Raw genomic sequence first — 13,176 nt, forward strand, 5'->3', positions numbered from 1 at the left:
AGGGGAAATATACGCCGAACTTATAACAATGCTTGACTATCTAGCAATGCTAGGTCATTTATCTAGCGGTGATAGATTATATTGCATTGCTAGGAGAATTGCAAAATGTACTGGCTTCTTAACGGGACGAGTCTACTCGTGGCGCTCGCGATTATCGCTATCGGCACCAGCTATATCGCGAGCCCAACGACCACAACGCGCAGTTTTGGCCTGCCGCTTCCTGAAGACGGCCCAAACATCTCCTGGTGGCTTCGCCTCAAAGGGGTTCGCGACATCGTAGCGGGACTACTGGTACTTGCTTTTATGGTGTGGGGGACCCAGCGGGAGATCGGCATCGTGCTTTTGGTTGAGGCGATTATCCCCGTCGGTGACATGTCGCTCATTCTCGCAGCGAAAGGCTCTATCAAAAGCGCCTTCGGCGTTCACGGCCTCACGGCGGTGATCATGGTCCTGGCTGCCATCCCCATGATAATTGGTGCGCACTGAGATGGTTCACGTTCCTTCAATCTGGTTCTTAGTTGTTGCATTCTCTGGCGCAGGCCTGGTCAACGCGATCGGCGTGTCCGAGACACGAAGCGATTTCGCTCGATGGGGCTACCCGCGCTGGTGGGGCATTTTCACAGGTGGGTTGGAGATATCCAGTGCCGTGCTGATTGCGCTTCCTGTCAGCCGCATCATCGGTGTGGCGCTTGGGGCGGTAATCATCGCGGCTGCGCTAGTGACGGTTCTGCGCCACCGCGAGTACGCACACCTTGCGCCATTGAGTGTCTTTATCACCCTGATCGCGCTTGCCGCAGCCGCATCTGAAGCACTTGCAGCAAGGCCGCTTGGGGCCGAGCGCAGTCTTTGGCTACATCACCGAGTCCCTCGGAATTATGCCGGTCGCCTCCTGCCGCGTGCGGCGAGCGCCTCGGCATTGCCGATCATGAAATCGGCGCGCACGACACGGCGCAGTGTTTCCGGTTCGATCAGGTTGATGAAGCGGACATGGATGCGGTTGCCGTTGCGGCTCGTTTCGGCGCAGGCGATGCGGTAGGCAAGGCCAAGGATGTTCAGATAGTAGTGGGTCGGTAGGCCGACCGTCGTCGCGACGACAAAGCTGGCGCCACCGCGCGAGATATCGACGATCTCGGCGCTGCGCATCGAGATGCCGGTGAGACAGGGGCGTACTGCGATGAGACGCGCCGGCCGCTGAACGTAGAACCGTTCCCAGCTTCGTTCGTAGACTTCGGATTTGACTTTCGCCAGATGCGTTGCGCGAAGCATTGTCATTCCCTGTTGAAGAACAGACCGAATTCATCTCGGTTACACCACGAACCTTGCACGGAGATTTTGCGGAAGCGTCAATTCCATAGATAGAATTTTAACGGGTTCGTCTTTTGTGCCGATTTGAGCGCATCTTGACAGCGGGATCGGCTTCGATCATACGAATTCCCGGTTCGAGGCGCCTGCCGCTCGCGGATGAAAATCCAAGGTGAAGTCCTCGCAGTTTTGGTCACAGCCATTTAGGGCATGCTGACTGACGGTAATGCGAGCCCCGTTTCACGGTCGTAATTGCGTGCCTTAGCAAAGGCTGATCCTATGACGACGTATCCGTCCATAGATGAATTGAAGGCTCAAGCCCGACGTTTGCGTCAGGCCATGGCCGAGCGCGGCGACGACATGAGCCACTCGACGGCGCTGGAGCTCATCGCCAAGCAACACGGACTGCGTGATTGGAATACGCTGTCGGCGCTCGCCGCAAAACCGAATGACGGGCCGGATGCGTCCTTCGATGTCGGCTCCGCGGTGCGCGGCCGCTATCTGAACAAGCCCTTTACGGGCAAGGTCGTGGCGATGTCGGCGAAGTCAGGCGGGCTCTACAGGATCACCATTCACTTCGACGAGCCCGTCGATGTGGTGGAGTTCGAGAGCTTCTCGGCATTCCGCCAGCGCATCAACGCCCAGGTCGATGCCGACGGCATTTCGCCGCGCAGGACCTCGAACGGCCTGCCGCATCTCATACTCGACATCTGACATTCATCTTTCATCGATGGGCCGTTATCTTCGCCGATAACGCGCATTCCCGTCCGGATACCCCCATGACGCACACCACTGAAAACAATATGTTCCTCACCGGCTGGTTGCCCGGCGTCTTCATCAAAACCGCCGCGCCGATCATCGTCATCACCACGGTCAGCGGCCTATTTGCCGTCGTCGACGCCTATTTCCTCGGTGTCTATGTCGGGGCCGACGCGCTGTCCGCCGTCAGCCTCATCTTTCCCGCGCTCATGCTGCTGATCGCGCTGCAGGCGCTGGTTTCGAACGGCATGGCGAGCATTCTCGCGCGCCGTCTCGGGGCGGGAAATCAAGAAGGCGCAAGGGCGGTGTTCACCGGTGCCCACACGCTGGCGATCGCCGTCGTTGCGGCGATCAACCTCATCTATTGGCTAGCCGGCCGGCAATTCATTGCCGTCGCCGCGGCCGGAAACGCCGATGTCGCTCGAAGCGCCGAGGCCTTCATGGGCGTCATGGTCGCCTTCGCGCCGATCAGCTTCTTCCTGTCGCTGCACATCGATGGGCTGCGATGCGAGGGAAAGCTCGGCTTCATGACGCTGGTGACGCTTGCTTCGACCTTGCTCAATATTCTGGCAAACTGGTTGCTGATGGCGGTCGCGCATTGGGGTGTCGTCGGCTCAGCCAGTGGCTCGATCCTGGCGCAATTCATCTGCCTGTCGATCGTCATAGTTTACCGCCTGCGTCGCCCCGGCGCGCTCGCGGTCGACATGAAGCTGCACCTGCGCGAATGGCGCGGCATCTTCGCGTTCGGTGCGCCGATGAGCCTCGGCTTCATCGGCATCTCGCTGAGCTCGGCGGCAATTCTCTTCAACGTGTCGATCTGGCATCAAGGAGACTACGTCGCGACCATCGGCGCCTATGGCATCGTCACCCGCGTGATGACCTTCGCCTACCTGCCACTTCTGGGCTTGAGCATCGCGTTGCAGACGATATCGGGCCATAATCATGGTGCTGCCCTTCCTGCCCGCGTCGGCCATAGCGTTATCATCGCCATGATCTCGGCTTTGGTCTATTGCGCGGCCGTCGAACTGATCGTCGAGCTTTTGGCGAGACATTTGGGGTCGGTCTTCGTGGCCGATCCGCTGATCGTCGAGGAAGTCGGCCGCATCCTGCCCTGGACGATCGGCGCTTATTTCCTATTCGGCCAGGCAATCATCCTGTCGTCCTATTTCCAGTCGATCGGCGATGCGAAGCGCGGCGCGATCTTCGGTCTGTCGCGATCCTATCTGTTCACCTTGCCGCTGACATTTCTCCTTCCGCTCGTTTTCGGCGAACGGGGGATCTGCATGACGCCGATCTTCGCGGAAGCGGGGATGATCCTGCTCACCTGGCTCGTGTTGTCGCGCAACGCCAGGGATCGAGGCTGGCGTTACGGCCTGTTGCCCGCATGATATGCAAAAGGCCGCGCTCTCGGGCGCGGCCTTTTTGTGTGAGGTTCGGGGCCATCCTCGCCCTTCGAGGCTTCGCTCCTCAGGGTGAGGATGGAGCGCACACCGTTACATAAAACAGCTTCCTATGCATGAAGCGAGTTCAAAGTGTCGTCTTGCGCAGGAGACCAGCCCTCATGGTGAGGAGGTCCAAAGGACCGTCTCGAACCACGAGGGCGGGTGTTAGGAACGACGACGCCACTTCAGGACTTGAGCAGCCATTCATGCTCCACGGCATTGTGGAATTTCCAGATGCGCTTCGGGCCGGCCATGACGTTGAGATAATAGAGATCGTAGCCGTGACACGCTGCACATGGGTGATACCCCTTGGGCACCAGCGTCACGTCGCCATCCTCCAGCACCATGACTTCGTCCAGCGAGCGGTCGTCCGTATAGACGCGCTGGAAGCCGAAACCCTGTGGCGGGTTAAGGCGATGATAATAGGTCTCCTCGAGGAAGCTTTCGTTCGGGAGATCGTCCTGATCGTGCTTGTGCGGAGGGTAGGACGAGGTGTGACCGCCCGGCGTGATCACTTCCACGACCAGCAGCGAATGCGCCGCCCCATCGTCTTCCGGCATGATGTTGTTGACGTGGCGGACATTCGTACCCTTGCCGCGCGTCAGCGCCGGATGCGTGCCCGGTGGAATAGCGCGCGCCTCATAGGAGCCGCCGCCCGGCGCCGAGCAGACGGCCAGCTCCAGATCGGTCTCTGCGGTAACGGACCAGCTCGATCCGGCCGGGATATAGAGCGCATGCGGCGCGCCCTCGAAGGGGCTCATGCGCCCGCCGAGTAGGCCGAAATCCTTGGCCCCCGCCTTGGCGCTTCCCTTGCCGCTGACCCAAACGAGGCAAACCTCGCGGTCGCCGGTTTCAGCCGAGGCGGTTTCGCCGGGCTTCAGGCAGTGAAGATCGAAGCCGACATAAGTCCAGCCGGCGCTTTGCGGCGTGACATGGGTAACGCGGCCATGAGAGCCGTCAGGTTTGACCTTGAGATTGGGCATGGACGTTGTTCCTTGCTTACTTGGGAAAACCTTCGGTTTCCACGGTGTAGCCTGCCGCCGTCATGACACGCATCAGTTCGGCATGGCCGATCTCGGCCATCTTCTGCGGTGGCGCGTTGCGTGGGTCCTGCTCGGCCTCGACCACGAACCAGCCTTCATAGCCGTAATGCGCGAAGCGCTTGACGATGGCGCCGAAATCCAACGAACCATCGCCCGGCACCGTAAACGCACCGAGCGCCACGGCATCGAGGAAGGACTGCCGGCTGCGATCCAGCCCATCGACGACCGACTTGCGGATGTCCTTGACGTGAACGTGGTTGATGCGGGCATGGTGGTTGTCGATGGCGCGCAGCACGTCGCCGCCGGCAAAGGCGAGATGGCCGGCATCGAGCAGCAGCGGAATGCCTGCGCCGGAATTGCGCATGAAGGCATCGAGTTCCGGCTCGGTTTCGACGACAGCCGCCATGTGATGATGATAGGAGAGCGGCATGCCCTGCGCAGCGCACCATTCGCCGAACTCGGTGACACGGCGGGCATAGGCCTTCATCTCGTCATCCGAGAGACGCGGCTTGGTGGAGAGCGGCTTGGAACGGTCACCCTGGATCGAGCGGCCAACTTCGCCATAGACGATGCAAGGCGCATTGACCGCCTTGAACAGCTCGATCATCGGCGCGATGCGGTCCTTGTTGGCGGCAAGCTCCTCATTGACGAGCGTTCCCGAGAACCAGCCGCCGCAAAGCGTGACGTCGGCGGCGCGCAGGATCGGCAGCATCTCATCAGGGTTGCTCGGGAAACGGCGGCCCTGTTCCATGCCGGTAAAGCCGGCGCCGCGCGACTGACGCAGGCATTCTTCGAGGGATACGTCGTCGCTAAGCTCCGGAAGATCGTCATTCCACCAGGCGATGGGCGACATGCCGAGTTTGGCCTTCATCAATGGTCTCCTTGAAAACGGTGCTGGAGGAGCGTCTCAGCTCCTCCGGAAAAATGACGGAAATCGATCAGCCGATGCGCTGGGCGCCGCGCGCCTTTTCGTAAGCGGCGCGAGCCTTGTTGACCTCGACGCGCGGGCTGACTTCGGGAACGGCGACGTCCCACCAATGGCCGCCTTCGTCCGTGGTGATCAGCGGATCGGTGTCGATGACGATGACGGAGCTGCGGTCGTTCTTCTTCGAAGTTTCGATCGCCTGTTCCAGCTCGCTGATGGAGGAAACCTTGACGGCGACAGCACCCATGCTGGCCGCATGCGCCCGGAAATCGATTTCTGGCATCACCTCGTGGCGCGCATCCTTCAGCAGATTGTTGAAGTTGGCACCGCCGGTCGCCATCTGCAGGCGATTGATGCAGCCGTAGCCCCTGTTGTCGAGCAGCACGACGGTGATCTTCAGACCGAGCATGACGGAGGTCGCCAGCTCCGAATTCATCATCATGTAGGAGCCGTCGCCGACCATGACGACGACTTCCTTTTCCGGATGGGCCATCTTCGCCCCAAGCCCGCCGGCGATCTCGTAACCCATGCAGGAGAAGCCATATTCCATGTGGTAGCTGCCGGGCGCGGTTGCCGGCCAGAGCTTGTGCAGCTCGCCGGGTAGGCCGCCTGCGGCGCAGAGCACGATGGTCTTCTCGCCGCCGATCGTCCGCGTGACAGCACCGATCACCTGCGCGTCGGAGGGCAGGGCGGCGTTCGTGGTCGCCATCGCCTTGGCGGCGGCCTCCATCCAGATCTTCTTTTCACGGGCGGCCTTCTCGGCAAGCGCTGCGGGAGCCTTCCAGCCTGCAAGGCCCGCGTCGAGCGCCTTCAGCCCCTCGCGCGCATCCGTCACCAATGGGTGACTGTCGTGCTTCAGCGCGTCATAGGCCGCGATGTTGAGGCCGATTATGGCCATTCTTTCGTTCTTGAACAGCGCCCAGGAGCCGGTGGTGAAATCCTGGCAGCGGGTTCCGACTGCGATCACCAGATCGGTATCCTCGGCAATGGCATTGGCGGCTGAGGTGCCCGTCACGCCGACTGAGCCGAGCGCAAGGGGGTGTGTCTCATTGATCGCCGATTTGCCGGCCTGGGTCACGACCACGGGCACGCCATGTGCTTCGGCGAAAGCCGTGAGTTCCTTCGTTGCCTGTGAATAGAGCACGCCGCCGCCGGCGAGGATAACCGGCTTTTCCGATTTGCGGATCAGCGCGATGGCATTGGCAAGCTCGTCTGCGTCAGGCTGCGGACGCCGCTGCGTCCAGACATGCTCCTCGAAGAAGCTCTCGGGATAGTCGAAGGCTTCCGCCTGCACGTCCTGGCAAAGCGACAGCGTCACCGGGCCGCAATCGAGCGGATCGGTCAGCACTTGCATGGCGCGTTTCAGCGCGGAGATGATCTGCTCGGGTCGGGTGATGCGGTCGAAATAGCGGGACACCGGGCGGAAGGCATCGTTGGCCGAAACGGTGCCGTCGCCGAAATCCTCGATCTGCTGCAGCACCGGATCGGGCGCGCGGTTGGCGAAGACGTCGCCGGGCAGGAAAAGAACTGGAATGCGGTTGACATGCGCCACGCCGGCGGCCGTCACCATGTTCAACGCGCCGGGGCCGATCGATGTCGTGCAGGCCATGAAGCGCTGGCGGAAGCTTGCCTTGGCATAGGCAATGGCGGCATGCGCCATGCCCTGTTCGTTGTGGGCGCGATAGGTCGGCAATTCCTCGCGCACCTGATAGAGCGCCTCGCCGATGCCGGCGACATTGCCGTGACCGAAGATCGCCCAGACGCCGCCGAAGATCGGCTGCTTCTGGCCGTCGATGATGGTCATCTGCTGCTTGAGGAAATGCGTGACGGCCTGTGCCATCGTCAATCGGATCGTCTTGCCCATCGGGCGCCTCCCAAATACCAGAGCAATTCCAGGAAAAGTGCGTAGCGGTTTTCCGTCCGGAATTGCGAAACAGAGATATAGAGCGGTTCAGAGCTTCCGTGAAAACTGAACCGCTCTAGAATTCTTACAGGCCGCGGGTTTTAAGCCACGCTTGCGTCAATTGCCGGAAGCGGCCGGCCATGTCGGCAATCGCCTCCTCGTCGTTCATGCCATCAGACAGCCAGGCGCGGGCCACATCAGAGAAGATGGTCCGGCCGACGGCGAAACCCTTAACAGAGGGTGCTGCCAGCGTTGCCTCGAAGCTACGGATCAATTCCTCCGCCGGCGCCTCCAGGCCGAGCAGCACGATACCCCGGCACCATGGATCATTTTTGGCGATCACGGCATCGATTTTTTTCCATGTAGTCGTCGATTCCTGCGGCTCCAGCTTCCACCAGTCCGGCTTGATGCCGAGCGCATAAAGCTCTTCCATGGCTGTCGGGATCGTGTCGTCGGTGAGCGGCCCATTCTTGCTGGCGATGATTTCGACCAGAAGTTCGCGGCCGACCTTGCGCGCCGCTTCAAACAGCGTCCGCAGCTTCTCCTGCTGCTCCGCCTTCAAGTCCTTCGGATCGTCAGGATGGTAGAAGCAGAGGCATTTGATGCAATGGTTGAGCGGCCATTCGACGAGCTGCGAACCGATATCCTGGCTGAATTCGAATTTCAGCGGCTTCGATCCCGGCAGCTCGACAGGCCGTCCGATCCAGGAGAAATTCTTGGTCGCCGCGTCGAAGAAGGCATCGCGGCCGAAGCGTTCGTCGATCAGCATGCCGTAACCGGGCCGACCGTCAGCCACCCGCGCTGCTGCCTCGACCGCCAGCCGCTTGAAGGCGACGATCCTGTCGTGGCCAACGCCCAGTTCGTCGGCGACGCTGACGAGCTGCGAGCGATGATCGATGGCCAGCGCCATCAGCAGCGGGATCTCGTCGCCACGGCGGGTCGTTGCCCAATGAATATGGTTGATCGCCTCGTCCTTGCGCAACGCTCGGTGCTTGCTGCCCGTCTTCAGGAAGAAATCGAGCTCCGTCCAGGTCGGATATTCCGGCGAGCAGAGCAGGCGTGAAACAGCGAAAGCACCGCAGGCATTTGCCCAGGTGGCACAAGTTTTCAGCAGCTCGCCGCGCAGATAGCCGCGCAGGAAGCCGGACATGAAGGCATCGCCGGCGCCGAGAACATTGAACACCTCGATCGGGAATCCCTCGCCGACGATGCCGGCTTCGAGATCGTCCGAGATCGGCCCATCATAGACGATGCAGCCCATGGCGCCGCGCTTCAGCACGATGACGGCGGATGAAAGGCGACGGATTTCCTTCAAGGCGCCGAGCACGTTGTCAACGCCCGAGCCGATCATGATCTCTTCTTCCGTGCCGACGATCAGATCGCAATCGGGCAGCGTCTCCCTCATCTTGGCGGAGACGCGATCCGACTTCACATATCGCTCGAAACCTTCGGCATGACCGGCCAGGCCCCAGAGGTTCGGTCTGTAGTCGATGTCGAAGAGCACCTTGCGGCCGTTCGCCTTGGCGATGCGGATCGCCTTGCGCTGTGCGGCCTCGGTATTGGGCTTGGAAAAATGCGTGCCGGAAACCAGAACGGCGCCGGAGGACTTGATGAAGTTCTCGTCAATATCGTCTTCGTTCAGCGCCATGTCGGCGCAGTCGGAACGGTAGAAGATCATCGGCGAGACGCCTTCGGCCTCGACCGCCAGCAGCACCAGCGCCGTAAGGCGCTCCTTGTCCGTGGCGATCCCTTCGACGGCGACGCCTTCTCGGGCTGACTGTTCGCGGATGAAGCGACCCATCTGCTCGTCGCCGACGCGGGTGATGAGGCCGGACTTCAGGCCGAGCCGCGCCGTGCCGATCGCGATATTGGCCGGGCAGCCGCCGACCGACTTGGCGAAAGAGGCGATATCTTCGAGCTTCGAGCCGATCTGCTGGCCGTAAAGGTCGACGGAAGAGCGGCCGATGGTGATCACATCGAGTTTCGCTTCCGGCTCGGCGCCAGGATTGTCGTGTGCCATGATGTCCTCCCGTCGGGGCATGACCTCTTTTGCTTTTCAGCCTGCGCCGAGATCATGCGTTATTGAAAGTGCCGGTGTTCGTTTCGTCCCGGTTGCTATGGAACGGACGGCCATCTCCCGCGGCCGTGATCCTGGTTGTAGTGAAACATTGGTTCCGAGATTTTGTCAATTCGGAATGTTTATTCCATTTTCGTTTTATCGGCTTTTGTTGCGTCCTTTCGCCGGCGCTCGGCGATGGCGACGGGAAAGGCCATGATGAGTGCCATGGATGCCGAAAGCGAGCGGAAGCCCGCAAAGTCTGCCTCGGCCACTTCGAACCAATGTGTCGCGCAGGCAGTGAGGGGCGAGAAGGCCGAATCGGTGATGGCGATGACGGGCACGTTGCGCGCGGCGAGATCCTGCGCCTGCGCCAGGCTATCGGCGGCATAGGGCGAAAAGCTCGCGGCGATCGCTGCGTCCTTCTCCGTTGCGAAGCGGGCGATCTCACCGTCGATGCCGTTGGGCGAGGCGACGATCTGGTGACGTATGTTCAGCTTGGAAAAGGCGTAACTCATATGCGCCGTCAGCGGATAGGAGCGACGCTTGGCGATGAGGTAGATCGTCTCCGCCGAGGCGAGGACATCGATGGCTTTAACAAAGGTATCCGTCTCGATGGTTGCTGCGAGCTTGTTGATGGACTGGCTGGCGGCGGACAGGAAGCCGGAGAGGATACCGGCCTCCTCGTCTTGAATGCCCGATCGCTCGAGCGTCACCAGCCGCTCTTCATAGCTCAGCGTCCGATCGCGCAATCTCTCTCGGAAGATGCTCTGCAGATCGGAGAAGCCCTCATAGCCGAGGTGATGGGCAAGGCGCACCAGCGTCGACGGCTGCACTTCGGCCGCCGTCGCAATGCTGGCCGTCGTGCCGAAGGCGATCTCATCGGGATTGCCGAGCGCAAAGGCGGCCACCTGTGCGAGACGCTTCGGCATGGCATTCTTGCGCTCGATGATGATGCTGCGCAGGCTTTCGAAGTCGCGCGGCACCCTGGTTTGCGTCTCGATATTGTTGTCCATGCGCCGTCCTTCAGCTTCCCCTACACCGTCAATGAAACAAACGTTCCATATTTGTAACGATACCGGATTTTGATTCGTTCGGCACGAATAATTTTAACATAATGATTTTACGTCAATAAATATGAATTCCGAGCTTTAATTCGAATCTCGACTGCATGAGTACGCTTGTCAAAACGGTCTAAATATTCCAAAAATCACGCAACTTCGGGTGAGGATTTGAGGAGAACAAGCAAATGAAGCCGTTGGGTGTTGGATTGATCGGTACCGGCTACATGGGCAAATGCCATGCGCTGGCATGGAATGCGGTCAAGACCGTTTTTGGCGATGTCGCCCGGCCGCGCCTGGTGCATCTGGCCGAAGCCAATGCCGATCTGGCAAAGGCGCGCGGTGACGAATTCGGTTTCGAAAAGGCAACGGCCGACTGGCGCGCGCTCATCGCGGACCCCGAGGTCGACGTCGTCTCCGTCACGACACCCAATCAGTTCCACCCGGACATGGCGATCGCCGCCCTTGAGGCCGGCAAGCATGTCTGGTGCGAAAAGCCGATGGCTCCTGCCTATGAGGATGCTGAACGCATGCTGGCCGCGGCCAGGGCTTCCGGCAAGGTCGCCATTCTCGGATACAATTATATCCAGAACCCCGTGATGCGGCACATCAAGTCGCTGATCGAAGAGGGTGCGATCGGTGCGGTCAATCATGTCCGTGTCGAGATGGACGAGGATTTCATGGCCGATCCGAACGGCCTTTTCTATTGGAAGAGCGAGCTTGCCTCCGGCTACGGCGCTCTGGATGACTTCGCCGTGCATCCGCTTTCGCTGCTCTGGTTCCTCTTCGGTCACGTCGAGGCTGTCATCACCGATATGGTGAAGCCCTATGCCGAGCGGCCGTTGAAGGATGGCGGCAGCCGCACGGTCGAGAATCACGATCTCGCCAACGTCCTGATGCGGCTTGGCGGCGGAATTTCCGCCGTGCTCATGGCTAATCGCTCGGCCTGGGGCCGCAAGGGGCGGATAGCCCTGCAGATCTTCGGCTCCAAGGGCTCGATCTCCTACGATCAGGAGCGCATGAACGAATTTGAATTCTATCAGGCCGAGGGCAGGGACAGCGAACAGGGGTTCCGCAAGGTGCTGGCCGCTCCCGCCCACAAGCCCTATGACCGCTTCATCCCGGCGCCCGGCCACGGCCTCGGCTTCAACGATCTGAAGATCATCGAATGCCGCGAGCTGATCCGCGCCATATCAGGCGAGGCTGCGTCAGTCGTGGCTTTCAAAGATGGCCTGCGAATCGAGAAATCGGTGCATGCCATGGCGCGATCTTTCCACGAACGGCGCTGGATCGAAGTGGCCAGCTGAGCGTTCGGCCTAATTTTCTCCCGATCCGGGGCGCAGGGTCAGCCGTGATTGACGCTTGCAGATGCAGGCGTTACCCCTGAAGTCCATAGGCATTCTTCCGCATCGCATGGGTTGGATTGCCATAATAACAATGGAGTACGGATCGTGACGGGCAGATTGGTCATTGTCGGGGCCGGGCAGGCGGGTTTCGCGCTCGCAGCCAAATTGCGTGGGTTGGGTGATTCGCGGCCGATCACCATTGTCGGCGCGGAAGAGAGCCTTCCCTATCAGCGGCCGCCATTGACCAAGAAATACCTGCTTGGCGAGATGAGCTTCGATCGCCTGCTGTTCCGCCCGGAACATTGGTATGCCGACAATAATGTCGAGATTCGCGTGTCCACCTGGGTCGAGCAGATCGATCGCGCCGCAAAGCAGATCGTCATGCAGGACGGCTCCAGGCTGGGCTATGAGACGCTGGCGTTGGCGACGGGATCAACGCCACGCCGCCTGCCGCCCTCAGTCGGTGGCGCGCTTGAAGGCGTCTATCTCGCTCGTGACAAGCGCGATGCGGATCTCCTTGCCGGCGAAATGCGCCCCGGCCGCCGGGTGCTCATCATCGGCGGCGGCTATATCGGGCTTGAGGCGGCGGCCGTCGCGCGCCATCGCGGTCTTGAGGTCACCCTCATCGAGATGGGCGACAGGATATTGCAGCGCGTGGCGGCCAAGGAAACGGCCGACATCTTCAGGGCCATCCATCAGAAGCACGATGTCGTCATTCGCGAAAAGACCGGGCTGAAGCAGCTCATCGGCCGCAATGGCCATGTCGCCGCCGCGGAACTGTCGGATGGCTCGACCATCGAGGTCGATTTCGTCGTCGTCGGCATTGGCGTCGCCCCGAATGACAGGCTCGCCAAGGAGGCGGGCCTGGAGGTCGGCAACGGCATCGTCGTCGATTCGTTTGCCCGCACATCCGATCCGTCCATCTTCGCCATGGGCGATTGCGTCGAACTGCCTTGGGAGGGCGGCCGAATCCGGCTCGAATCGGTGCAGAACGCCGTCGATCAGGCGGAAGCCGCGGCTGGAATCATCGCCGGCGGCGACAAGGCCTATGATCCGAAGCCGTGGTTCTGGTCGGATCAATATGACGTGAAGCTGCAGATCGCTGGTTTCAACCTCGGTTACGACGAGACGCTGCTGCGTCCCGGCGCGCGCGAGGGCGCAGCCTCCGTCTGGTATTTCAAGCAGGGCCGTTTTATCGCCGTCGACGCCGTAAACGACGCAAAGGCCTATGTTACCGGCAAGAAGCTCCTGGAAACCGGCGCCAATCCGTCCAAAGCGATTCTTTCCGATCCTGCCGCCGACCTCAAGCAACTATTGGCCTGACGCGATTTTCACATCG

At 60.7% G+C, this 13,176-nt stretch carries 11 protein-coding genes and 1 pseudogene; 6 read left to right on the forward strand and 6 right to left on the reverse strand.

The window, feature by feature from the left end:
- Positions 1–105 precede the first annotated feature (105 nt).
- Both ACIQWP_RS14115 and ACIQWP_RS14120 read left to right on the forward strand, forming a co-directional pair.
- Positions 106–486, forward strand: a complete 381-nt coding sequence (locus ACIQWP_RS14115) for a DUF4267 domain-containing protein (protein WP_402788116.1) — start codon at positions 106–108, stop codon at positions 484–486.
- Position 487: 1 nt separating this feature from the next.
- Positions 488–805, forward strand: a pseudogene (locus ACIQWP_RS14120) (DoxX family protein); the annotation flags it as partial.
- Positions 806–873: 68 nt separating this feature from the next.
- Here the strand turns inward: ACIQWP_RS14120 and ACIQWP_RS14125 are convergent.
- On the reverse strand, positions 874–1,272 hold the full coding sequence (locus ACIQWP_RS14125; protein WP_402788119.1) for a PilZ domain-containing protein: 399 nt from the start codon (positions 1,270–1,272) through the stop codon (positions 874–876).
- A gap of 309 nt (positions 1,273–1,581) precedes the next feature.
- Between ACIQWP_RS14125 and ACIQWP_RS14130 the strand changes: the two genes are divergently transcribed.
- Together ACIQWP_RS14130 and ACIQWP_RS14135 are read left to right on the forward strand one after the other, a co-directional pair.
- Positions 1,582–2,016: a glyoxalase superfamily protein gene (locus tag ACIQWP_RS14130; RefSeq protein WP_402788122.1), complete on the forward strand. Its 435-nt coding sequence runs from the start codon at positions 1,582–1,584 to the stop codon at positions 2,014–2,016.
- A 65-nt stretch (positions 2,017–2,081) separates the two neighbouring features.
- Complete coding sequence (locus tag ACIQWP_RS14135; protein WP_402788125.1) at positions 2,082–3,449, forward strand: MATE family efflux transporter; 1,368 nt, start codon at positions 2,082–2,084, stop codon at positions 3,447–3,449.
- 239 nt (positions 3,450–3,688) lie between these two features.
- Here the strand turns inward: ACIQWP_RS14135 and iolB are convergent, their stop codons facing one another.
- The 5 genes from iolB to ACIQWP_RS14160 form a co-directional block, all read right to left on the reverse strand.
- Complete coding sequence (iolB, locus tag ACIQWP_RS14140; protein WP_402788128.1) at positions 3,689–4,486, reverse strand: 5-deoxy-glucuronate isomerase; 798 nt, start codon at positions 4,484–4,486, stop codon at positions 3,689–3,691.
- A 16-nt stretch (positions 4,487–4,502) separates the two neighbouring features.
- Entirely contained in the window at positions 4,503–5,417 is a 915-nt protein-coding gene (gene iolE, locus ACIQWP_RS14145; protein WP_402788131.1) for a myo-inosose-2 dehydratase, read from the reverse strand.
- 67 nt (positions 5,418–5,484) lie between these two features.
- Positions 5,485–7,335, reverse strand: coding sequence for a 3D-(3,5/4)-trihydroxycyclohexane-1,2-dione acylhydrolase (decyclizing) (gene iolD, locus ACIQWP_RS14150; protein ID WP_402788134.1), 1,851 nt, complete (start codon positions 7,333–7,335; stop codon positions 5,485–5,487).
- Positions 7,336–7,459: 124 nt separating this feature from the next.
- Positions 7,460–9,394 (reverse strand): 5-dehydro-2-deoxygluconokinase, encoded by a 1,935-nt coding sequence (gene iolC, locus ACIQWP_RS14155; protein ID WP_402788137.1) that lies wholly within the window; start codon positions 9,392–9,394, stop codon positions 7,460–7,462.
- A gap of 179 nt (positions 9,395–9,573) precedes the next feature.
- Positions 9,574–10,446: a MurR/RpiR family transcriptional regulator gene (locus ACIQWP_RS14160; protein ID WP_402788140.1), complete on the reverse strand. Its 873-nt coding sequence runs from the start codon at positions 10,444–10,446 to the stop codon at positions 9,574–9,576.
- Between the two features lie 233 nt (positions 10,447–10,679).
- Between ACIQWP_RS14160 and ACIQWP_RS14165 the strand changes: the two genes are divergently transcribed.
- Both ACIQWP_RS14165 and ACIQWP_RS14170 read left to right on the forward strand, forming a co-directional pair.
- Entirely contained in the window at positions 10,680–11,798 is a 1,119-nt protein-coding gene (locus ACIQWP_RS14165; protein ID WP_402788143.1) for a Gfo/Idh/MocA family protein, read from the forward strand.
- A gap of 144 nt (positions 11,799–11,942) precedes the next feature.
- On the forward strand, positions 11,943–13,160 hold the full coding sequence (locus ACIQWP_RS14170; protein ID WP_402788146.1) for an NAD(P)/FAD-dependent oxidoreductase: 1,218 nt from the start codon (positions 11,943–11,945) through the stop codon (positions 13,158–13,160).
- The last annotated feature ends 16 nt before the right edge of the window (positions 13,161–13,176 follow it).

It is taken from the genome of Rhizobium sp. NPDC090279 (assembly GCF_044769665.1).
GTDB lineage: Bacteria > Pseudomonadota > Alphaproteobacteria > Rhizobiales > Rhizobiaceae > Rhizobium.